The organism is Labrys sp. WJW (assembly GCF_001676615.1).
GTDB classification, from domain to species: Bacteria; Pseudomonadota; Alphaproteobacteria; order Rhizobiales; family Labraceae; genus Labrys; species Labrys sedimenti.
Genome location: NZ_LYXZ01000063.1, coordinates 1 through 20,392 on the forward strand (window position 1 = coordinate 1; position 20,392 = coordinate 20,392).

Below are 20,392 nucleotides of genomic sequence, written 5' to 3' on the forward strand. Positions count from 1 at the left end.
GAACTGTGCGAACCCCGCGAAGATGTTCAAGATGAGCCGCCCGGTGGCGCTCTTGGTGTCCACCGTCTCACCGCCCAGATTGAGGACCCGCAGCGCCGCCCCCTTCTCATCCAGTTCCTTCACGATTTCCCAGAGCCCCACGGTAGAGCGGGCCAAGCGGTCCACCTTGGTGACTACCAGCGTGTCGCCCTTGCGGGTGAATGTCAGTGCTTCTCGAAGCTGCGCCCTCACGTCCACTGAGGATATCTGCTCCGAATAGACCTCCTCGCATCCTGCCTCTTTGAGGTCCCGAAGCTGGGCCTGAAGGCCAGCCTCTTGTTCCGTGGTCGATGTCCTGGCGTATCCGATAAGCATGCCCGTCAAGCTCCTTGGTGTCCAATAGGATCAAGGGATGATGAGTCGCAATGTCCAGAATGTCAAGAGGGAGTCTATTGGACGCACCTGAGGAGCAAAGCGGACACGTCCACATGGGCAGGGTCTAGTGGACGAACATGCTGAAAGCGCCACCACTAGGAAAGCCGCTGGACTCGGCAGAACGCTGGGACTAGACGAATCTGAGGGCAAACAAGGGGGCTGGCCATGAAAGGCCTATACGGTTCACTGCTGGTAGGAGCGCTATTCCTTTTCTCAGCCGTTCCCCCCAGTGCGGCACAAAGCTTTGGCGGCAATGAATGCACCGACGATTGTTCGGGCCATCAGGCGGGATACCGCTGGGCAGAGGAGCACGGCATCAACAATTCGAGCGACTGCGGCGGCAACTCGGAGTCGTTTCGGGAGGGGTGCGTTACATATACGGAAGACTCCTCACGCGGTGCCGACCAGGACGATGACGGCCAGGACATTGAGGAGTGACCGGCTCGGCACGAATTTCCCGCTGAACGAAAAGGCCCCCACCCGGCACGGGGGGAAGTGCCTCGCCGCTGCCACGTGATGGGGTCTTACATGAGTGACCCAAATTTCAAGCCCGGGGGATTCCCCTTAGGTCGGGAACATGTAGTCCGCTGCCCGTGCCTTAAGTCCCCTCTCCGCCTCCTCCGCGTCCTCCCTGATGAGACACGCAAGGGTCCGATATTCGAGGTCCGCAAGGTGCTCTAGGCAGTGGTCCCGCTTGCCCTTGTTGTTCCTCCTGCCGGTACCGAGTGGCTCTGGCAGAAGGGAACTCAGCCGGGCCGCCACGTGCCCGCCCATCCCGAAGAGCACCTTCTGTCCATTGCTGATGTGCCTCACCTCGTAGCAGCCAGGACCATAGGGGGCCATGAGGACGCCTCGGTGCCTGGGGTCCGGGAAGGGCCGCCACTCGGACCACTCATTGTCCATCGCGGTCACTTCATCCTCCCTTCCCAGGGCTCGTCAAAGGTGAGATCGAAGCGTGCGGCACTCGGTATAGGCCGCAATGAATACGAGAAGGGACCATGCGGCCCGCCGTTGAATTCGAACATTGCGCGGCACCTCACCACGCCCTCCTTCGAGGTCCCGAGTGTCTCAATGCTGCTGATGTGTATGGCATCCATGTTCAACCTACCGCCCGCGTCCGGCGATTGTCTTGTGACCAAGCTCCGAGCTGTCAGCGCCTCGTCCTGGCCATCACATATAGGAGGTGAGCGAGGAGCGAAGAGGTACGCGAGGAAGATCACGAAGACCAGGAGGGCAATAGCCAAGCTGCCGACCACACGGCGGGGAACTTCACGCATGCCCTGGGCTCCCGGTTCGTATCACCTTAGCGTCCTCTCAATGCACCTGGTCCGCACCAATACAGCCGCTTCTCCTCATGGGCCACCGCGCCTGTCTTGTAGGGAACCGCAAGGTCCTCCCGGACTAGCTGCATGCCAGCATTAAGTCCGCTCGGACTGCCGATCCTCAGGGATGCCAGGGTGCGCCCATAGAGGTCCTTACGGGGCTTGGGGTCCCGCTCAATGTAGACCGTCTTGCCTCTGAGGAGTTGGGCTAGCCGAGCCTTGGCTTTGAGACCCCACTTCAGCCCCTCCTCACAATCCGGGTGGAAGACTTCGGGTGTGTCGATGTCCTTGAGCCTGATGCGTTCCGAGCAGCCGGGCCGCGGGGAGGCACAAGGGAGAGCCACTGTGTCACCATCAAGGACGATGATGCGAGAGCCGTCTATGGGTTGGTAGGTGGCAGCGGTGGCACCGCCCCAGACGAGTACCAACATAGCGGCAGCAAGTACTGTAAGCCTCATTTCGAGACCGGCTTCCCCGCTGCTTGCAATTTCGCATCTAGAGCGGCTTTCCGTGCTCGGGCGGTAGCAGGGCCTACGTAAAAATGCTCAAAGAGACCCTCTAGTATTTCTAGACACCATTCAGCCTCGTGAGGCTCAACGTCAATAATTTGAAGGGACGTCTTGTCATCAATTGGGTGGGCTGAGAAATTTCCGAAGTTTCGGATGCTGTCTACCGTCATGTGTAGTTGCGCAGGGAGTGACTTTCTTGGATCAGACTCGTTTAGAAGGGCATCAACCTCCTGGGCAAGGCTCTTCGACTTATAGCCATGGACGTGAAGTATGGCCTGAAGGCAACGCCGGGAAAGTGCGGCAGAGGCTTTAGGGCTAATCGGCAGTACGTTGCATGCCTCAATGTAATCAACTGCAATTGCGGGAGGCACATGCGAGCTAACAGGGCCACGGTGTGCCCCAACTGGGTGCACCATTCGCCAAGCACTATCGCTGGGCGCGTGGTTGCCTATGGCCGACCAGCCGGCGACCTCGATGACCGCCCCTCCGCAGGCTGGACATGATGCATTTCGAAACCACCACATCCCCTCCTTATCGGCTAATACCCCGCCATGCCGAGTAAACCGCTGTTGGAACCAATTGTCGTGAAAGGACGTGGAACAATGAGGACATTTCATATCTATGCTCGGGATGCCGCCTAAACCCGACCAGGATAATCTTTTCTTCACTGCTCCGTTGGTAGTGCCACAAGAAATCAACCGATATATTTGTTGTAGGTCGAATCGACACCGGGAAAGCTCGTCGCCTCGCCCACAGCGGGGTCCCATATGGGTAAACCCAAGCTATAAGCCGCCTTGAGGCTGTACAACACCACTGGCATACATTCAGAATTGACTGCCAGAAATTTCCCTTTAGAATCAATGGCATTCAACTTCCCAGGCGCAATCCCGCCGTCCGCACCAGTACTGCTCTTTTTGGGCTCAAGGTCAATAAGTTACGTGTTGTCAGACGGTTAGGATTGCGCCACTGTCAGACAAAGGTGGCATACAATGCACTATCGAATGGTCAAGCCGATGCAGCGGAAAGGCTCTCGTAGTCGCTATTTCGACCAGTAGATTCCCAAGGACGTACAGCCCTAGCTGCCCAATACGGTGACAAGCACCAACGCCACGATTGCCGGGTGCTTACTTCAAGTTTGCGCAATATTTTGTTTTTCAAATTGCTTATTAAGGCAGAGCAGGCCGTCAGCATGAATAGAGCTTCATCCTCGCCTATATTGGCGCTCCGCACGTCCAAAAGAACATGCCCCTCTTCGTCGCTCGCGTAACCGTAGAGCGAGAGAAAGGCTGATTAGAGCGCCTGCCCTGCACCATGATCTATTCGCAGCGATAGGTTACGGTGATGGGACCACTGGCCCGTCTATAGACCAGCTGGCTCTGAGTAACGCTGACAACGGTGACCGGGATTGCCCCGTTGGAACTCTGGACGATGCAGCGTGGGACCATGTTCCAATAAGGTTGCGCAAAGTTGATTGTGCAGGTTGCCGGCCCCGCACGGGGACCCGCATCATTGACCGTGCCAGAATTGTTGGAAGAACCGGGAGACACAGACGAGCCGGTACCGCACAGCGCAGGGCTCGTAGAAGCCAAGCCACGCTTGAAAATCTCCATGTCGTAATAGGTATAGGTGCGTTCCGTACTTTCGATCGAAAACCCACCGACGGGATCAGTCTCCGTGTAGTAGGCATTCGCCGGCGGGACGAACCGGGCGCCGGGGGACCGCCACCTCGTCCCATATTCCGTGACTGAATTGGGCCTCATCCAGAATTGAAAATCCAGGTCGGGATGATGATAGTTACTGAAGTAGAAGAAACCTTTGGTGACCTTGAGGTATGGCAAGCCGATCTGATTGTTAGCAAAGACCACGTCGCTGGTGCGGGAGTTGAGCCTGAAGACACTTTCAACCGTGGCGCCAGCAGCATCAGAAACATAGATGTTGTTATTTTCTACGCGTATCGAGGTGGTGCCGATGTCAGCTTGGCCTGACACGCCCACATCGCCACCGAATTCGAAAAGGGATTTGTTGTCTATCCAGGTGCTCGTCGCCGGCTTGTGATAGATCAACCAGAGACCGTCGCGGACGATGACGTGGGTTCCCCCGCGCATCTGAATGAATTGGCCGATGGCCTCCCCCGACATACCTTCGAACTTGAAGAACAGACCACCATAACGGCGATCATCGGAGGTCACTGTGATGCAATCCTGGCTATGCCCACAACCAGAGTTGCGGATGGTAAAGTCTTCAAGGCCGATCGTTCCTGCGGGCTTTCCCGCCACGAGCGACTTCAAATAATATGCCTGCCGGAATGCCAGGACCCCGCTGTCATAGATCTTGTTCTCGAAGGATGCTGTTCCTTCGTAATAGAAACCAATCCCGGTGTTCTTGCGCTCATTATCTGGGTTATAGCACTGGACACGCGTCAACATGGTGCCTTGGGGATCGGTCAACCTCAGGCAGTTGTTGAAGCCAACGACTCTGACATTGTCCAAACGGGTCCAGTTCGCTTTCCTGTCATAGAGCGCCCAAGCTGCACTCGTGGTGGATTGATAGGCCGTGTCGAGGGTGAGATCGATATTGCGGAGCTCAAGGCGAGATCTCTGCGAAGCGCCGGCGCAGTGTTCAATCCCATTGCCGCCATGCCTCACCAATATTTTGGTGACGCCATTATAGGATAACAGACTGTCCCCCTGGATAATGACAGCCTTGTCGCAAAGGATCAGAGGCTTGGTGAACACGATCGTTCCGGGACCGAGTCGAAGAATGACGTCGCCCACGGATGCCTGGATGGCCGAGGCGATGGCCGCTTCATCAATGTTGTCCGTGAGGGCCTGAGCTCCAGGTAAGACTGCGCGCCACTGCTGGAGGGTCCACCCGGCTGTATTGCGTCCATTGAGGTTCATCACTCCGGAGAGCGGACGGCTGGCGCCATCTCCTACATATCCATAGCCGCCGAGATCCTTCGCTGTGACTTCTCGCGCCTTGAGCGCTCCTGATGAACTGCGCCAAGTTCCCTTGACATCAGGGCACCCCCGACGCGTGCCCTCGACTGCCGTCACGTTGTCGGCGGCCCCAATGTCGGAGCACCGTGCGGCGCTGGTGGGATTCGTTGGAAGGACTTGATCGTCATCGGATTGTGTCTGCGCGAACGCCGGTCCTGCGCCCAGAATAACGAGCAGCGTCGCGATGAAGGGAGTCATGATGATCGGTCCCTAATTGTCGTGACTATATTGAAGGTCGTGTAGGGTGCTGAGACACTCCACAATCAGCTGGTTCCGCAGATTCGGCGGCATGTGTCTTGTATGGCCTCGCGCTAAAGATCTCGGAAAGAAAGCGTTCCGCCGTTCCTATGTATGAGACCCAACGGCGTATCACTAACTATCCGGCTCAAGGTTCCGATCGAGAGGTCGCTATCCAAACGAGGCGGTGCATTCCTTCACCAGCCAGCCCATCAACTGCTCGCCTTTCGCACCCAGTTCTCGCTCGCCCGGCCAGACCAGGCCGTAATGTGTGCCGTCGGCCCAGAAGCCGGCGGGCGCGATGAGGCGGGCTCGCTTGATGTCGTCGGTTGCCAGTACCAGTGGTCCGAGCGCCACGCCGAGCCCCGCCGAGGCCGCTTCCATCATCAGGAAATGGTGGTCGTAGAAGCGGATTTCCCTCGGGCGCGGCCGGTGGGGGTGGCGCGCCAGCCATGTCGACCAGGCGTCGGGGCGTGTCCGGGTGCCGAGGCCGATATAGGCCCCCTCCTCGAAATCGACGAGGCGGTCGGGCACCATCACCGGCCCGACCTTTTCGACGAACAGGCGCCTGACCTGCCAGCTTTCTGGCATGGCGAAATCGAGACGGCGGATGGCGAGGTCGATCCGCTCGCGCGCGAAATCGACCGCACCGCCGCCGACCGAAAGATGCAGGGCGACCGCGGGATGGGCCTCCTGGAAGCCGCCCAGGCGCGGGATCAGCCAGCGCATCGCCACCGAAGGCTCGCAGGACAGCACCAGGGCATCGTCCCCTGTCGCCGCGGCGCGCAGGCCCTGCACGGTGGTGCGCAATTCGCCGAAGCAGCGATTCACCGTCAGGAACAGGGTCTCGCCGTGCGCCGTCAGCTTGAGGCCGCGCCCGCTCTTCTCGAACAGCCGGAAACCCAGATCCTGCGAGAGCTTGGCGATGCGCCGGCTGACCGCGCCATGCGTCAGCGCCAGCCTGTCGGCGGCCAGGCGCACCGAGCCCAGCCGCGCCGCAGCCTCGAAGGCGCGCAAATCGTCCAGCGAAGGAATCTCGGAGCGATCCATTGGTGATCTGATATCACCAGATATGGCCAGAAACTATCGCTTTTTCCGGGCTCCATTTCCGCGATAATCGAGCCATGCAAACCATTCCCTTCGAAGACGTCGACCTACCGGGCAGGCAACGGCCAGTTGTCAGCTCTTCAGCGGCCTCTTGGCCACTTGCCATCACCATGGGCGATGCCGCCGGCATCGGGCCCGAGATCATTGCCAAGGCCCTTGCCATGGGCTGCGGCCCCTGCGTCGTCTATGGCAGCGTGGGCGTGATGACCGACATCGTGGCCCGTCTTGGCCTGACACTGCAGGTTCGCGCCGTTGCCGGGCCTGAAACAGCCCGGTTCAACCCTGCAGTCATCGAGGTCGTCGATGCCTGCGACCTCCGCGAGGCACCGCCGCCCGGCCGGATCGCCCCGGCCTGCGGCAAGGCGGCCTATGACGCGCTACTGGCGGCCATCGGCGCGGCCAAGGCGGGTACGGTGGCAGGCATCGTCACCGCCCCGATCAACAAGGAGGCGCTGGCGGCCGCCGGCCTGTCCTATCCGGGCCACACCGAGATCCTCGCCGCCCATGGCGGGGGCTCGCAGGTGGCGATGATGCTGGCCAATGACGAAATCCGGACAGTTCTCGTCACCATTCACGCTGCCCTGCGTCTTGCGATTGAACAGGCCGACTTCGCGGCCCAGATGGCGGCGATCCGCTTTGCTCATGAAGGCGGGCGGGCACTCGGCATTTCGGCGCCGCGCATCGCGGTCGCCGGCCTCAACCCGCATGCCGGCGAAGGCGGCTTGTTCGGCAGCGAGGAGATCGAGATCATCACGCCGGCCATCGCGGCGGCACGCCGCGAGGGCATCGACGCCAGCGGCCCCTGGCCCGGCGACACCGTGTTCCTGCAGGCCCGGCGCGGACGGTTCGACGTGGTGGTCGCCCAATATCACGACCAAGGCCTCATTCCGATCAAATATCTCGGGCTGGATCGCGGCGTGAACATCACACTGGGCTTGCCTTTCATCCGCACCAGCCCCGATCATGGCACGGCGTTCGATATCGCCGGACAGGGCATCGCGGATCCCGCGAGCCTCATGACCGCCATCGCCTATGCCCGGCGCCTCGTCGCGGCTAAGGCCGGCACTGAATGAGAGAGGGTTTTCTGATGGGTCTTCGCTTCATCTTCATGCTTACCCGCAACGACCGGACGGTCGAGGATGCGGATACGCATCTTCAAACGGCGCTGAAACTCGGGATCCGCCATATCGGCTTCAAGGATATCGGCCTACCGATCGAGCGCCTCAAGGACCTCGGCCAAATGATCCGGGCGGGCGGTGCGACCTCCTATCTCGAAGTGGTCTCGCTCGATTGCGACAGCGAACTGGCCTCGGCCCGGGCCGCTGTCGAGATCGGCGTCGATATCCTGCTCGGAGGCACGCATGTCGAGGAGGTGTCCGCGATCGTCAGGGGCACGCCCATCCGCTACTGCCCTTTCCCCGGCCACATCAGCGGCCACCCCAGCGTGCTCGAAGGCAGCATCGAGGAGATCGTCGCCAGCGCCCGCAAGCTCGCGGCCCATGAAGGCGTGCACGGCCTCGACCTGCTGGCCTATCGCTCGAAGGAAAATGTGCCCGCGCTGATGCAGGCCGTTTGCGCCGCGGTCTCCAAGCCCGTCTACATGGCCGGATCGATCGAGACGCCCGGACAGATCGCGGCGGTGAAGCAAGCCGGCGGCATGGGCTTCACCATCGGGACCGCCGCACTGGACGGGCGCTACCCGGCCGAAGCAAAGGATGTTGCGGGCCAGCTCGCCGCCATCATGCGGGATGTGGCGGAGGTCAACAACCACCTCTCCCCCTACCACAAGCAGAGCCTGTCCTCGGCCTTCGGCGCCTTTGCCGACACCGCTTCGCCCCGGATTGCCGGGCGGATCAACGACATCGAGATCAAGCTCGCCAAGGTCGAGACCGAATCCGGCTGGCATTTCAATGCCAGGGAAGATGCCTTCCTGCTGGTGCACAAGGGCCGGCTGCTCATGCGCTTCCGCGACCGGGACGAGGTCGTGGAGGAAGGCGACTTCATCATCGTGCCGCACGGGGTCGAACATTGTCCGGAAGCGCTGACCGCCGAATGCCAGATCGTGCTGATCGAGCCGCCGCGCAGCCACGCCTGAACGCCGCGCCGGACCGCAACGCTCAGTCCCTGCTCCCTTCGGCTGGCTGGCCCCTCGCCTCCACGATCGCCGACTGCAGGGTGAACAGGCGGTACAAGGTCAGCGCCGCCTTGTAGGGATCGCCATCGCAGTCGCGGATAATGCCATCCAGGGCCGCCGCTTCCTCCGCCGTCGCCGGCACCACCTCGTCCGCAAAGAGCACCTTCGGATCTATCGCCATCTTTGCCTCCCATCCTTCGAGTCCGCGGGAAAATAGCCGGGAAGCCCTGCGTTGGCCAGCAATTTGTTCTTGAATTGTTCTTGTTTGAAATTTCACCGAGCCATATGAAAAAGCCCGGCTCAGCCGGGCTTCTCGGTACCATTGCGGTTGGGTCTGATCAGAACTTGTAGCTGATGCCGGCCGTGACGGTCGTCTGGTTCCAATCGGCCTTCACGCGGCCATCCGGCGTGGCGTAGCTCTTCTTGTTGAAGTCGCTGTAGCGCACTTCCAGGCGGCCGATCCAATTCTGGGTGAAGGCATATTCGGCACCCAGGCCCACCGTCCAGCCGACATGGGTGTTGCTCGAGTCAGCACCGGCCGTGGAAAGCTTGGCATTGGCGAGGGCGAGGCCGCCGGTGGCATAGACCAGGATGTTGTCGAAGGCATAGCCGATACGAGCACGGGCGGAGCCCTGCCACTCGGTCTTCAGCTTGAGCGTACGAAGCGTGCCGCCATAATTGGCATGGGCGCTGCCGTTCAGGTTGGAATAGTCGATATCGCCTTCGACGCCGATGACGAACTCGTTGATCTGGTAGTTGTAACCGGCATGGGCGCCGCCGACGAATCCGCTGAGATCGAACTTGTCTGCGGTTGCCGACAGAACTTCCGCCACCGCCGTCGTCGTCGGCGTCACGGTCGGAAACAGCTTGCTCTGGTCGTCATTCTCGCGGCCCCAGCCATAACCGGCATGCAAACCCACATAGGGGCCGCTCCAGTTGTAAGGTGTTACCACCGGGGGAACCGGCTCAACAGCCTGCGCGGCCAGGTCGGCGGCATAGACCGAAGTCGAGCACAGCAAGGCAGAAAGGCCGGCTATGGCGAAGCAAATCGTACGCATCGAATCCCCCTCGTAAAATGCGATGCAAACTATACTTGCAGGGCAAGTAAAAGTCGGTGACATATCGGCAACAGGTGAAATTAATCACCTATCATGCCGCCGTCGCCGGCGACCGTCGTGCCGGCCGATCCAGCCAGGGTCTTGCAAGGCCTCGCCCGCTCGTGCTCTGCATCCTGCCATGCGGGTCGTCCTCGCCGAGGCGGTCAATATGGGCAGCGAAGACGGAATAGGAGAAGGGATGAGCGAAAGCACTATTTCGATCACGCTTTGCGGCATCGACCTCGCGCTGCTCTATCCCGCCGATCTGGACGAAGAGATCTGGCCCTATTTCTGGCATGTCGCCAACGACAGCCAGCCCGGGGCTCTGCCCGCGACCTTGCGCCTCTACCGCCAGGCCTCGGGCCGGCTCGAGCTCCATCGCGACGGCGCCCGGGTCTGGAAGGACCTGTCCTGGCCGGAGGCCCTGCATCCCCTGCTCGACGAGATCGGCCGCGTGGTGGCCGCGGCGTCCGTTCGTCCCGTTCTGCGTGCCGCGGCAGTGGCCCATGAAGGCAAGGTGGTGCTGATTGCCGGCCCTCCCGGTTGCGGAAAGACCAGTCTGGCAGCCTGGCTCGTCGACAAGGGCTTCCAGTTTCTCGCCGACGATCTCGTCTGTCTGGGGGATGCGGAGACGTCCGTGAGGCCGGGCTCGCTCGCCCTCGCGCCGCATCCGCAGGCATCGGCCCGGATCCTGTCCTCACCGGCCTTCATCGATGCCTATGCTTCCCTCACCCATGCGGGTGCCGTGATCAAGCCGGAGGCCCTGGCGGAGGAGCATGCGGCGGAGTGGCCCTGCGCCCTCGTCCTCATCCCGCAACGCCATGAAGGCGCCGAACCCGAGCTGCAAACGGTCTCATCCGACAAATGTCGCTTCTTTCTCGAACTCGCCCAGCATCCCGACCAGCGGATATCGGCCGCGACCGAAGCGAAGCTCACCGATTTTGCCCGGCAGGTCCCGGTCGTCAGGGTCCGCTTCGGCCAGCCCGGCGACTGGCTCGACCGTTTCCTGCACCGCACGCTCGATGCCGGACTGCCGGCGGCGAACGCGGCCCATCAGCACAAGACCGAGGCACGCCAGCAACTCGATACCGTGGCCGCGGTGACGGTGCACCCGGCTGGCGACTGGTTCTTCCCCAAGCCGGCCACCGCCGCACCGCGCAGGCGCCTGAGCATCGGCATGGCGACGTTCGATGACTATGACGGGGTCTATTTCACGCTGCAGGCCTTGCGCCTCTATCATCCCGAAGTCGCCGACGACCTCGAACTCCTGGTGGTGGACAACAATCCGAACGGGATGTGCGGCGACGCCCTGCGGCGCCTTGCCAAGGGTTCGGGCGGATTTCGCTATATTCCGGTGGCAGAGAGCATCGGCACCGCCGTGCGCGATTTCGTGATGCAGGAAGCCGCCGGCGAGCATGTCGTCTGCCTCGACTGCCATGTCCTGCTGGTACCCGGCGCCCTGGCCAGGCTGCTCGACTATTTCGAGCAACATCCCGACAGCAACGACCTGCTGCAGGGACCACTCGTCAGCGACGACCTCACGGGCCTTTCCACCCATTGGAAGGCGGAGTGGGCCGGCGGCATGTATGGCACCTGGGCGCTCGATGCCGCAGGCAGGGACCCTGAGGCGCCGCCCTTCGACATCCCGATGCAGGGGCTCGGCCTCTACGCCTGCCGCCGCGCGGCATGGCCTGGCTACAACAAGCTCTTCCGCGGCTTTGGCGGCGAGGAAGGCTATATTCACGAGAAATTCCGCCAGGCGGGCGGGCGTACCCTATGCCTGCCCTTCCTGCGCTGGATCCACCGCTTCGACCGGCCGATGGGCGCGCCCTATACGATCAGCTGGCACGACCGCATCCGCAACTACATGATCGGCTTCGACGAGCTGGGCCTGCCGATGGACGAGATGCTGGCCCATTTCCGCGAGCATGTCGGCCCGAGCGCGGAGCCGATCATCCGCAATTGCTGGGAGGAACTGGAACGGCTGCGCATCGCGCAGCCGGGCTGACACCAAAGCCGCTCGCCGAAAACGGCAGCGCTCCGGGTGCATTTTGCCCGTTCTTCCGGGATCAGCAGGCGTGACCGATTCAGGAACAGGCAGGATGCCCGTGCCCCCGGAGGCCGCCGTCAGCCCTCGGAGCCCTGGGCGATCGGCGGCTGGAAGGCGAGACCCATGTCCCAGGGGAAATAGATCCAGGTATCCTGGCTCACCTCGGTGATGAAGGTGTCGACCAGCGGGCGGCCGAGCGGCTTGGCGTAGACGGTGGCGAAATGCGCCTTGGGCAGGCGATCGCGCACCACCTTGGCAGTCGACCCGGTATCGACGAGATCATCGACCACCAGGATGCCTTCTCCGCCATTTTCAGCGAGCTTCTCGTCGACGTCCTTGAGCACCTGCAAGCCGCTCTGGGTCTTGTAGTCGTGATAGGAGGCGATGCAGACGGTCTCGATCAGGCGGATGCCGAGTTCGCGCGAGATGATCGCCGCGGGAACCAGGCCGCCGCGCGTGATGCAGACGATGGCGTTGAAGGGACCGCTGCCGGACAATCGCCAGGCGAGCGCGCGCGCGTCGCGGTGGAACTGATCCCAGGATACGGGGAAGGCCTTGTCGGGCTTCGGCGAGTTCATGATCCGGTCCCTAGCAAAATTTACCAGCTTCATCCAGGGGTGGATGAAGCTGGTAAATTTTGCAAATGTTAAAAATTCTGCAGGTTATGGCTGATCGGGTCTTTGATCCGATCAGCCATAACCTGCTTGCGCGGGTCGCTCTTCATAGCGGCGAAATCGAACGGATCAAGTCAAGTCTTCAACGTTCCACGCCATTTTGCAGGCCGATCCCGCAAAATCGGCGTTCAGCGCTTGATGGTGGCGACCATCGCCTCGATGTCCGCCTTGGCGGCGGCGACCTTGGCCGCATCCTTGCCCCGGATCACCAGCTGGGTCTGGAAGCCGGCAGGACCGAAGGAGGGATAGGAGCCGATCGAGACGTCGGGATGGTCTTGCGCGATCGCCGCGAGCGGCTCTGCGACGGCGCCCTCGCCGATCCCGGGGCCCGGCGAAACGCTATCGGACAAGGTCACCGCGCCTGAGCGCATCTTCAAGATCGCATTGTCGAGCATGCGCTGCATGATGTTGGGCACACCCGCCATCACGATGACATTGTCCAGCATGAAGCCTGGGGCGGCCGAGACGGGATTGTCGACGAGCTCGGCCCCGTCGGGAATGCGCGCCATGCGCAGGCGGGCCGGCGTCAGGTTGGCGGCGCCGCCATAGTGCCTGGTCATCACCTCGACGGCACGCTGATCGATCTCGATGCCGACACCGAAGGCCTTGGCGACGGAGTCGGCCGTGATGTCGTCATGGGTCGGCCCGATGCCGCCCGTCGACAGCACATAGTCATAGCGTGTGCGCAGGGCATTGACCGCCTCGACGATACGCTCCTCCTCGTCGGGAACGACGCGAACCTCCTTCACGTCGATCCCCGCACCGGTGAGGAATTCGGTGATGTAGCCGATATTCTTGTCCTTGGTACGGCCCGACAGGATCTCGTCGCCGACGACGAGAATGGCGGCCGTCACGGATACCGGAGCGGCTTGCTCGGGATTTGCAGAGGGCGTTTCCATAAGGCATTTCCGAATGATGTCGCGATCGGGTTCCGGCGGGCAGCGGCCAGCCGTCACTCGATGACAATACGCGGCGGCTGGCGTTGATCAACACTCTCCCCCGACAGACCAGCCCAAACCTGCGCCGCAATCCGACGATAGATGCCGGCCTCGGCGCTGTCCGGCAACGTGGCGGCCACCGGCCTGCCGGCATCCGAGCGTTCGCGCACTTCCATGGACAAAGGCAGTTCACCGAGGAAGGGCACGCCAAGCTTTTCCGCCTCGCGCCGTGCTCCGCCGTGGCCGAAGAGATGGCTGACATGGCCGCAATTGGGGCAGGAGAAGGTGGACATGTTCTCGATGATGCCGAGGATAGGCACGTTCACCTTCTGGAACATGCCGACGCCGCGGCGCGCGTCGATCAAGGCAAGATCCTGCGGCGTCGAGACGATCACCGCGCCGGCCAAAGGCGTGTTCTGCGCCATGGTGAGCTGCGCATCGCCCGTGCCCGGCGGCATGTCGACCACCATGACGTCGAGTTCGCCCCAGACGACATCGCGCAGCAGCGTGGTGAGCGCCGACTGCACCATCGCCCCGCGCCAGATCATCGCGGTCTCCTGGTCGACCAGGAAACCGATCGACATCGCCTTTACGCCATAGGCTTCGAGCGGGATGATCTTCTTGTCGGCGTTCTGTTCCGGCTTGTCCGTCAGGCCGAGAAGTTTCGGAACGGACGGTCCAAATATGTCGGCATCGAGCAGCCCGACGCTCAGCCCCTGCGCCGCGAGGGCAATGGCGAGATTGCAGGCCGTCGTCGACTTGCCGACACCGCCCTTGCCGGAGGCGACGGCAATGACGCGTTTCACGCTGGGCAGGACGGGCGGCCGCTGCTGCGGCGCATTGTGGGCGGCCGCCTGCGCCCGCGGGCCAGGCGGTTCCTGGCGCGCCGCGCCGGCCGGACGCTCGGCCGTCAGCCCGACCAGGACATTGGTGACGCCGGGAAGGCCACGCACGGCGCTTTCGGCTGCAGCACGCACCGGCTCCATGGCCCGCGCCTCGGTGGGATCGATGGCGATGGCAAACATCACCTTCGAACCGTCGATGCGGACTTCGGTCAAGCGGCCGGTCGAGGGCAGTGATTGGCCGCTTGCCGGCAATTTGACGAGTTCGAGGGCGCGAATGACATCGGCTGGCGTCAGAGACAAGGAATGATCCTCACGAAGCAAGGGAAGGTGCCGGCGAGGCGGCCCCGAAAGTTTCCCTCAATATTGGGAAGTGCGGCGGGGGCATTCAAGCACAACCACCGCCAGGTCCCGCAATAATATGGCGCGCTGGCGCGATTCTCCTATCGGGCAGATTGCAGCAAGGCTCCGTTCAAGCCGGATCGCGAGAGGGGCGGTTAGCGGGGCTTGCCAGGACCGCCTATAAACCAAAAGCACCTTGACCACGACACGCAGCAGCGAGACATTCGAGCCCGTCATATCCATTCAGGGTCGGGGGACGCTCGGGCAGCACCGTGCAGGCTTTGCCAGCCGGCGCATGCATTCCAGGAGTGACCGGCGATGCATGTCATCGACCTCGATGTCATCCGCAATGCTGAAATCCACGACAAGCCCTACCGCCACATCATCGGCGAGGGTTTTCTTCAAAAGGACAAGATCTCGTCGCTGCGGCAGGACTTTCCAGCCATCGACAAACCCGGCTTCCTGACCGTCGACGACATGGCGCTGCGAGGCAGCTTCCGGGACCTGGTCGAGGACCTAGAAAGCAGCGCCATGGCCAGATCCCTATCCGACAAGCTCGGCCTCGACCTCGACCCCTTGCCCCGGCTGACGACGATCCGCCGGCTTTCGCAGCTCAAGGACGGGCGCATTCACACCGACAGCGAAAGCAAGCTCGCCACCTTCCTCGTCTACCTGAACGACGATTGGGACGAAGACGGGGGGTGCCTGCGCGTGCTGAACGGCCCCGACGACTTCGACGACATGACGGCGGAAATATCGCCGATCATGGGTTCGTGCTTCGGTTTTCGTCGAGCCGCCAATTCCTGGCACGGCCACAAGCCGTTCGCCGGCGAGCGCCGGGTCGTCCAGATCACCTGGCTGAGGGATGCCGGCGAACTCGAGCGCAAGAAGAAGCGCAACGGCGTGGCCCAGTTCTTCAAAGGCATCTTCGGACGCTGAGAGCGTCCCGCCCCGGGCCGCATATGCCCGGGGACATGCCAGGTGTCAGCCGGCGCTGCGGCCGATCAGGACCAATGTGAAGAGGACCATGGCCAAGGCCGAAGCTGCTGTCCTGACGTGGTTCCAGAACGTCCAGTCCACCAGATAGCGCTGCCAGAGCTGGCCGGCCTGCGCCGTCTCGGGTTGGAGCACGGCCAGGGCGTCGTTGAGCGGCACGTTCAGGCCCATGGTCACGCCGATGCAAGCAATGAGATAGACCAGGCTGGCGAGCAGCAGCAGCTTGCCGCTCCACTCCCCCAGCCAGAGCCACGAGCCCAGGGCGAGAGCAAGGCAAAGCACCGCCGTGCCCATGAAGGCCAGCATGAAGCCGGGATTGATCACGGTGACATTGATCGCCTGCATCGCGGCGATGCCGCTGGTCGGGGCGACCCGCCCCAGCGCCGGCATCACGAAATTGGAGAAGGCGAAGAAGATGCCTGCCACCAGACCGCTGCCGATGGCCGCCAGGAAGGTGGCGACATAGAGGCCGCGCTCAAGCATGGTTTCCTCCCCAGATTCCGGTGGCCGCGGTGCGGGCGACATAATCGGCAAAGCGGCGCGGCGGGCGGCCCAGGGCGCGCTCGACGCCGTCGGCGACCGGCTCGTTGCGGCCGTCGAGCACGGTGGCGAACAGATAGATGACGAGTTCCACCACCTCCGCCGGCACACCCTGCTCGTTCAGGTCGGTCCGATAGGCCTCCAGCGACACGGATTTGTAGGCGATCGGGCGCCCGATCGCACTGGCGATCGCGGCCACCGCCTCGGCAAAGGTAAGAGCCTGCGACCCGGTGATATCGTAGAGCTGATGCGAATGCCGGGGATCGGCAAAGGCGGCGACAGCGATCTCGGCGATGTCATCCGCATCCACGAAGGGTTCGGGCGCCAGGGTGTCGGGCAAGACGATTTCGCCGGCCAGGATGGGATCCAGGAAAAAGCTTTCGCTGAAATTCTGGAAGAACCAGCTGCAGCGCAGGATCGTCCAGTCGAGCTCGGTGGCCTGCAGCACCTGTTCGGCTTCCTCGGCCTCCGGCTCACCACGCCCGGACAACAGCACGATCTTGGTCACGCCGGCCTGTTTCGCCTGGTGAAAGAAGGCGCCGACGGCCTCGACCGCTCCAGGCACAGACAGATCCGGCTGATAGGCGACATAGACGGCCGCGATACCCTCCAGCACCGCAGCCCAGCCTTCCGGCTTCTCCCAATCGAAGGCCGGCTCGGCGCCGCGCGAGCCGAGACGAACCTTGCGCCCTGCCCTCTCCAAGCCCTCGACAACACGACGACCCGTCTTGCCCGTAGCGCCCAAGACCAGGACCGTGCCCGTCGACCATTGATCATTTGCCATTCCGGCCTCCCGCTGATAAATATGAGAAACCCTCATATTTAAAAATGTGATAAATCCTCATATTTAGGTTGTCAAGGGATGGCTGCAAAAACATCGACGACGATGCCACTCGAAAAAGCGCGCGCCGAAGTCCTGCCCCGGCGTGCGCCCGTGCAGCAGCGCAGCCGCGAGCGTCTGGACAGGATCCTGGCGGTCGCTACGGAATTGATCGGCGCGCGCGGCAGCGATCAGCTGAAAATGGGCGAGGTCGCCGAACAGGCCGGCATTTCAATCGGCTCGCTCTACCAATATTTTCCGGACAAGAGCGCGATCATCCGCAGCCTGGCGGAGCGCTACGGCGCCGAATGCCGCAATTGCGTCGAGGCTGCGCTCACGCCCGTAAGTTCGGTCGCGGCACTGGAAGCGGCCTATGGCTTCCTGATCGATGATTATTACCAGCTCTACCGGGCCGAACCGGTGATGCGCGACGTCTGGTCAGGCACGCAGGCCGACAAGCAACTCGCGGCCCTGGAACTTGCCGAAAGCCGGATTTGCGGCGGCATGCTGGCCGACGCCATGGCGCGGGCCCATGGGGCGGCGGATGCTTCGGCCTATGCCGCTACCGCCTTCACGATCTGGCAGCTCGGCGAGGCGACCATGCGCCTGGCGGTTTCGGTGGACGAAAAGGAAGGCGCGGCCATCGTTGCCGCGTTCAGGCGCATGACCTTGCGAGAAATCCTGACACCGGGGCAGGTGTAACTTCCGGGATCGCAGGCGTCCTCGCCTGCCTCCGGAAGCATTGCGGGTAGAGGAAAGCACGATGCAGGCTGGAAGCCTGCGATCCCCGGGTGATCACAAGGCAGCCATGCGATATTCAGAATTCTCTTTCCTGCCCGCATCCCCAGATGGCATAAGAATCCGACACGTCTAATCAGGTAGTTTCATGAGCTTCATCGACGCAGAACTGTCTCCCCAGCGCAAGAACGGCCAGATCAAGATCCATGGCCCGGAGGCCTTTGCCGGCATGCGCGCGGCGGGCAGGCTTGCGGCCCAGGGCCTCGATCTGATGGTGGACGTGGTCAAGCCCGGCGTCACCACCAACCAGCTCGACCGGATGCTGTTCGAATTCGCGATGGACAACAAGGCCTATCCGGCCACCCTGTTCTATCGCGGCTATCGCAAGTCGAGCTGCATTTCGCTCAACCATGTGGTCTGCCACGGCATCCCCGACGACAAGCCGCTGCAGGATGGCGTCATCCTCAACATCGACTACACCGTGGTGCTCGATGGCTGGCACGGCGACTCCAGCCGCATGTATGCAGCCGGCGACATCGCCCGCCGCGCCGAGCGGCTGATGGAAGTCACCTACGAGGCGATGATGCGCGGCATCAACGTCATCAAGCCGGGCGCGACCACCGGCGATATCGGCTATGCCATCCAGAGCTATGCCGAAGCCGAGCGCTGCTCGGTGGTGCGCGATTTCTGCGGCCACGGCCTCGGTCGCCTGTTCCATGACGAACCCAACATCCTGCATTACGGCCGGCGCGGCGAGGGCGTGGTGCTCAAGCCCGGCATGTTCTTCACGGTGGAGCCGATGATCAATCTCGGCCGCCCGGACGTGAAGGTGCTCAATGACGGCTGGACCGCGGTCACGCGTGACCGTTCTCTCTCGGCCCAGTTCGAGCACAGCGTCGGCGTCACCGAGACGGGCGTCGAGATCTTCACCCTCTCCCCCGCCGAGTTGAACCAGCCACCCTATGCCAAGGCTGCCTGAATGAAGAAGGGGCGCTCGCCATTGCCGGACGCCCCCCTTCCCGGCCTGGGCGAAGCGCCCCTGTTCCCGCCAGCCGCCGAAACGGCGGAGCCGCATTATCACGGCCATCGCGAGAGGCTGCGCCAGCGTTTTGCCGAGGCCGAGGGCCGCCTGCCCGACTACGAACTCCTCGAACTGATCCTGTTCCGCTCCATCCCGCGCCGGGACGTCAAGCCGCTCGCCAAGGCGCTGATCGCCCGTTTCGGTTCGCTGGCCGAGGTCCTGGGTGCTCCGATCGCCCGGCTCAGGGAGATCGACGGCGTCAGCGACGGCGTGGCCGGCGACCTCAAGATCGTCGAGGCGGCCGGCCACCGCCTCGCCAAAGGCGGCATCGCCAAGCGACCGGTGCTGTCGACCTCGGCGGCCCTGATCGACTATTGCCGCAGCACCATGGCCTTCGCCGAGCGCGAAATCTTCCGCATCCTCTTCCTCGACACCAAGAACGGCCTGATCGCCGACGAGGTCCAGCAGAGAGGCACAGTCAACCATACGCCCGTATACCCGCGCGAGGTGGTGAAGCGGGCGCTGGAACTCTCGGCCACTGCCCTGATCCTCGTGCACAACCACCCCTCCGGCGATCCCTCGCCCTCCTCGGCGGACGTATCGATGACGCGCACCATCGCCGATGTCGCCGGGCCGCTCGGCATCGTGGTGCATGACCACATCATCATCGGCCGCGACGGCCATGTCAGCCTGAAGGCATTGCGGCTGTTCTGACAGGCACCAAATCCATGGTCCAGCGGGTGGACCCGTCCGCCAAGCCCGGAGCAAGGGAGCGTTCCCGGCCCGCCTTGGAACATCAGGCCCGGATGACGGTAACTCCAAGGGCACGGAAAGGCTCGACGGCCTGGTCGGGCGTGTCTTCCTCTACCAGCATGACATCGATCGCATCCATCGTCGTCACCTGGAAAGGCGAGGCCGCGCCGAGTTTTTCCCGGGACGCCAGCACCACGGTTTCCGCAGCCTGACGGCACAGGGCCCGCTTGATGGCCGCCTCTTCGCTGTCGCCCGTGGTCAAGCCGATCTCGGCATGGATGCCCGTCACGCCCATGAAATAGACGTCGGCCCGGATACGCGTGATCGCCTCGGCGGCGGTTGCACCCACCGCAACCATGGAGTGGCGGAACAGCCTGCCACCGATCAGTTCCACCTCGACGCCGGCATGGCCGGCGAGCTCGACCGCGACATTCGGACTATGGGTCACCACCAGGGCCTTGAGACCGGGATCGAGATGACGCGCGAGCTGCATCGCCGTGGTGCCGCCATCGAGCATCACGACCTGTCCCGGACGCACCAGGCGCGCGGCTGCCCGGCCGATGGCGAGCTTGCCGGCCGCGGAAACCTCGCGGCGCTGCACGAGATCGCCCATGGCGGGCGAGGCCGGCAAGGCACCGCCATGCACACGCTGCAGCAGCCCCTCGCCCGCCAGCTCGCGCAGATCCCGGCGGATGGTGTCCTCCGACAGGTCGAGTTCCCGGCTGACGGTCTTGGCAATGACACGCCCGTCCCGGCCGAGGACCTGGAGAATATAGGCCTTGCGCTCGCTGGTGAGCATGATGCCGTCGCCTCACGAATTTTCTTGACTCTACACGAAATTGCACGAAATTTGAGGCTA

At 62.7% G+C, this 20,392-nt stretch carries 21 protein-coding genes; 7 read left to right on the forward strand and 14 right to left on the reverse strand.

All coding sequences use genetic code 11. The features are described 5' to 3' along the window. The 6 genes from BA190_RS30645 to BA190_RS30675 all read right to left on the reverse strand — a co-directional run. The coding region (locus BA190_RS30645) for a recombinase family protein (RefSeq protein WP_162275256.1) at nucleotides 1-354 on the reverse strand (354 nt) is incomplete at its 3' end. 624 nt (nucleotides 355-978) lie between these two features. After that, nucleotides 979-1,326: a hypothetical protein gene (locus BA190_RS30655; RefSeq protein ID WP_156771770.1), complete on the reverse strand. Its 348-nt coding sequence runs from the start codon at nucleotides 1,324-1,326 to the stop codon at nucleotides 979-981. A gap of 391 nt (nucleotides 1,327-1,717) precedes the next feature. Beyond that, on the reverse strand, nucleotides 1,718-2,194 hold the full coding sequence (locus tag BA190_RS37270; RefSeq protein WP_082980152.1) for a thermonuclease family protein: 477 nt from the start codon (nucleotides 2,192-2,194) through the stop codon (nucleotides 1,718-1,720). Then, nucleotides 2,191-3,012: a DUF4145 domain-containing protein gene (locus BA190_RS37275; RefSeq protein ID WP_371260440.1), complete on the reverse strand. Its 822-nt coding sequence runs from the start codon at nucleotides 3,010-3,012 to the stop codon at nucleotides 2,191-2,193. Before BA190_RS37275 ends, BA190_RS37270 begins: the two co-directional genes overlap by 4 nt. Before the next feature lie 549 nt (nucleotides 3,013-3,561). Then, nucleotides 3,562-5,442: a hypothetical protein gene (locus tag BA190_RS30670; protein ID WP_156771771.1), complete on the reverse strand. Its 1,881-nt coding sequence runs from the start codon at nucleotides 5,440-5,442 to the stop codon at nucleotides 3,562-3,564. A 210-nt stretch (nucleotides 5,443-5,652) separates the two neighbouring features. Then, the gene (locus BA190_RS30675) at nucleotides 5,653-6,531 is read right to left on the reverse strand and encodes a LysR family transcriptional regulator (protein WP_068297244.1); all 879 of its coding nucleotides are present in this window, start codon (nucleotides 6,529-6,531) and stop codon (nucleotides 5,653-5,655) included. Between the two features lie 161 nt (nucleotides 6,532-6,692). On the opposite strand from BA190_RS30675, the gene pdxA reads away from it, so the two are divergent. Both pdxA and BA190_RS30685 read left to right on the forward strand, forming a co-directional pair. Then, the gene (gene pdxA / locus BA190_RS30680) at nucleotides 6,693-7,661 is read left to right on the forward strand and encodes a 4-hydroxythreonine-4-phosphate dehydrogenase PdxA (RefSeq protein WP_256390558.1); all 969 of its coding nucleotides are present in this window, start codon (nucleotides 6,693-6,695) and stop codon (nucleotides 7,659-7,661) included. 14 nt (nucleotides 7,662-7,675) lie between these two features. Next, nucleotides 7,676-8,683: a cupin domain-containing protein gene (locus BA190_RS30685; RefSeq protein WP_068297246.1), complete on the forward strand. Its 1,008-nt coding sequence runs from the start codon at nucleotides 7,676-7,678 to the stop codon at nucleotides 8,681-8,683. A gap of 22 nt (nucleotides 8,684-8,705) precedes the next feature. Here BA190_RS30685 and BA190_RS30690 read toward each other — a convergent pair whose 3' ends face one another. Beyond that, nucleotides 8,706-8,903, reverse strand: a complete 198-nt coding sequence (locus BA190_RS30690) for a hypothetical protein (RefSeq protein WP_068297249.1) — start codon at nucleotides 8,901-8,903, stop codon at nucleotides 8,706-8,708. Nucleotides 8,904-9,060: 157 nt separating this feature from the next. After that, nucleotides 9,061-9,780 carry an outer membrane protein gene (locus tag BA190_RS30695; RefSeq protein ID WP_068297251.1) on the reverse strand — a complete coding sequence of 240 codons (720 nt, stop codon included), beginning with the start codon at nucleotides 9,778-9,780 and terminating at the stop codon, nucleotides 9,061-9,063. A gap of 238 nt (nucleotides 9,781-10,018) precedes the next feature. Between BA190_RS30695 and BA190_RS30700 the strand changes: the two genes are divergently transcribed. Beyond that, nucleotides 10,019-11,827 (forward strand): glycosyltransferase, encoded by a 1,809-nt coding sequence (locus BA190_RS30700; RefSeq protein WP_068297254.1) that lies wholly within the window; start codon nucleotides 10,019-10,021, stop codon nucleotides 11,825-11,827. Nucleotides 11,828-11,946: 119 nt separating this feature from the next. On the opposite strand, the gene gpt is transcribed toward BA190_RS30700, so the two are convergent. The 3 genes from gpt to BA190_RS30715 all read right to left on the reverse strand — a co-directional run bounded on the left by gpt (nucleotide 11,947) and on the right by BA190_RS30715 (nucleotide 14,626). Continuing rightward, the gene (gene gpt, locus BA190_RS30705) at nucleotides 11,947-12,447 is read right to left on the reverse strand and encodes a xanthine phosphoribosyltransferase (RefSeq protein ID WP_068297258.1); all 501 of its coding nucleotides are present in this window, start codon (nucleotides 12,445-12,447) and stop codon (nucleotides 11,947-11,949) included. Between the two features lie 224 nt (nucleotides 12,448-12,671). Further along, nucleotides 12,672-13,442, reverse strand: a complete 771-nt coding sequence (locus BA190_RS30710; protein ID WP_068297260.1) for a competence/damage-inducible protein A — start codon at nucleotides 13,440-13,442, stop codon at nucleotides 12,672-12,674. Between the two features lie 53 nt (nucleotides 13,443-13,495). Beyond that, on the reverse strand, nucleotides 13,496-14,626 hold the full coding sequence (locus tag BA190_RS30715) for an Mrp/NBP35 family ATP-binding protein (RefSeq protein ID WP_068297328.1): 1,131 nt from the start codon (nucleotides 14,624-14,626) through the stop codon (nucleotides 13,496-13,498). Nucleotides 14,627-14,983: 357 nt separating this feature from the next. Here BA190_RS30715 and BA190_RS30720 point away from each other — a divergent pair, with 357 nt between their 5' ends. Beyond that, nucleotides 14,984-15,604 carry a 2OG-Fe(II) oxygenase gene (locus BA190_RS30720; protein WP_068297264.1) on the forward strand — a complete coding sequence of 207 codons (621 nt, stop codon included), beginning with the start codon at nucleotides 14,984-14,986 and terminating at the stop codon, nucleotides 15,602-15,604. A 45-nt stretch (nucleotides 15,605-15,649) separates the two neighbouring features. On the opposite strand, the gene BA190_RS30725 is transcribed toward BA190_RS30720, so the two are convergent. Continuing rightward, nucleotides 15,650-16,144 (reverse strand): DUF1772 domain-containing protein, encoded by a 495-nt coding sequence (locus tag BA190_RS30725; protein ID WP_068297267.1) that lies wholly within the window; start codon nucleotides 16,142-16,144, stop codon nucleotides 15,650-15,652. After that, nucleotides 16,137-16,985: an NAD(P)H-binding protein gene (locus tag BA190_RS30730; protein WP_068297270.1), complete on the reverse strand. Its 849-nt coding sequence runs from the start codon at nucleotides 16,983-16,985 to the stop codon at nucleotides 16,137-16,139. The genes BA190_RS30725 and BA190_RS30730 overlap by 8 nt, the downstream gene beginning before the upstream one ends. Before the next feature lie 78 nt (nucleotides 16,986-17,063). On the opposite strand from BA190_RS30730, the gene BA190_RS30735 reads away from it, so the two are divergent. The 3 genes from BA190_RS30735 to radC all read left to right on the forward strand — a co-directional run bounded on the left by BA190_RS30735 (nucleotide 17,064) and on the right by radC (nucleotide 19,494). Next, complete coding sequence (locus BA190_RS30735; RefSeq protein WP_156771773.1) at nucleotides 17,064-17,723, forward strand: TetR/AcrR family transcriptional regulator; 660 nt, start codon at nucleotides 17,064-17,066, stop codon at nucleotides 17,721-17,723. A 184-nt stretch (nucleotides 17,724-17,907) separates the two neighbouring features. Beyond that, on the forward strand, nucleotides 17,908-18,738 hold the full coding sequence (map, locus tag BA190_RS30740) for a type I methionyl aminopeptidase (RefSeq protein ID WP_068297276.1): 831 nt from the start codon (nucleotides 17,908-17,910) through the stop codon (nucleotides 18,736-18,738). Further along, entirely contained in the window at nucleotides 18,739-19,494 is a 756-nt protein-coding gene (gene radC, locus BA190_RS30745) for a DNA repair protein RadC (protein ID WP_068297279.1), read from the forward strand. It begins immediately after the preceding gene. Nucleotides 19,495-19,576: 82 nt separating this feature from the next. On the opposite strand, the gene BA190_RS30750 is transcribed toward radC, so the two are convergent. Then, on the reverse strand, nucleotides 19,577-20,332 hold the full coding sequence (locus BA190_RS30750) for a DeoR/GlpR family DNA-binding transcription regulator (protein ID WP_068297281.1): 756 nt from the start codon (nucleotides 20,330-20,332) through the stop codon (nucleotides 19,577-19,579). Nucleotides 20,333-20,392 lie beyond the last annotated feature (60 nt).

Excerpts from the sequence above, each read along its gene's own strand:
- radC (WP_068297279.1), top strand. The coding sequence starts at position 18,739 with ATGAAGAAGGGGCGCTCGCCATTGCCGGACGCCCCCCTTCCCGGCCTG.
- map (WP_068297276.1), top strand. The coding sequence starts at position 17,908 with ATGAGCTTCATCGACGCAGAACTGTCTCCCCAGCGCAAGAACGGCCAG.
- BA190_RS30685 (WP_068297246.1), top strand. The coding sequence starts at position 7,676 with ATGGGTCTTCGCTTCATCTTCATGCTTACCCGCAACGACCGGACGGTC.
- BA190_RS30700 (WP_068297254.1), top strand. The coding sequence starts at position 10,019 with ATGAGCGAAAGCACTATTTCGATCACGCTTTGCGGCATCGACCTCGCG.
- BA190_RS30690 (WP_068297249.1), bottom strand. The coding sequence starts at position 8,903 with ATGGCGATAGATCCGAAGGTGCTCTTTGCGGACGAGGTGGTGCCGGCG.
- BA190_RS30735 (WP_156771773.1), top strand. The coding sequence starts at position 17,064 with ATGGCTGCAAAAACATCGACGACGATGCCACTCGAAAAAGCGCGCGCC.
- BA190_RS30725 (WP_068297267.1), bottom strand. The coding sequence starts at position 16,144 with ATGCTTGAGCGCGGCCTCTATGTCGCCACCTTCCTGGCGGCCATCGGC.
- BA190_RS37270 (WP_082980152.1), bottom strand. The coding sequence starts at position 2,194 with ATGAGGCTTACAGTACTTGCTGCCGCTATGTTGGTACTCGTCTGGGGC.
- BA190_RS30710 (WP_068297260.1), bottom strand. The coding sequence starts at position 13,442 with ATGGAAACGCCCTCTGCAAATCCCGAGCAAGCCGCTCCGGTATCCGTG.
- BA190_RS30720 (WP_068297264.1), top strand. The coding sequence starts at position 14,984 with ATGCATGTCATCGACCTCGATGTCATCCGCAATGCTGAAATCCACGAC.
- BA190_RS30750 (WP_068297281.1), bottom strand. The coding sequence starts at position 20,332 with ATGCTCACCAGCGAGCGCAAGGCCTATATTCTCCAGGTCCTCGGCCGG.
- BA190_RS37275 (WP_371260440.1), bottom strand. The coding sequence starts at position 3,012 with ATGGGACCCCGCTGTGGGCGAGGCGACGAGCTTTCCCGGTGTCGATTC.
- gpt (WP_068297258.1), bottom strand. The coding sequence starts at position 12,447 with ATGAACTCGCCGAAGCCCGACAAGGCCTTCCCCGTATCCTGGGATCAG.
- BA190_RS30730 (WP_068297270.1), bottom strand. The coding sequence starts at position 16,985 with ATGGCAAATGATCAATGGTCGACGGGCACGGTCCTGGTCTTGGGCGCT.
- BA190_RS30670 (WP_156771771.1), bottom strand. The coding sequence starts at position 5,442 with ATGACTCCCTTCATCGCGACGCTGCTCGTTATTCTGGGCGCAGGACCG.
- BA190_RS30675 (WP_068297244.1), bottom strand. The coding sequence starts at position 6,531 with ATGGATCGCTCCGAGATTCCTTCGCTGGACGATTTGCGCGCCTTCGAG.
- BA190_RS30695 (WP_068297251.1), bottom strand. The coding sequence starts at position 9,780 with ATGCGTACGATTTGCTTCGCCATAGCCGGCCTTTCTGCCTTGCTGTGC.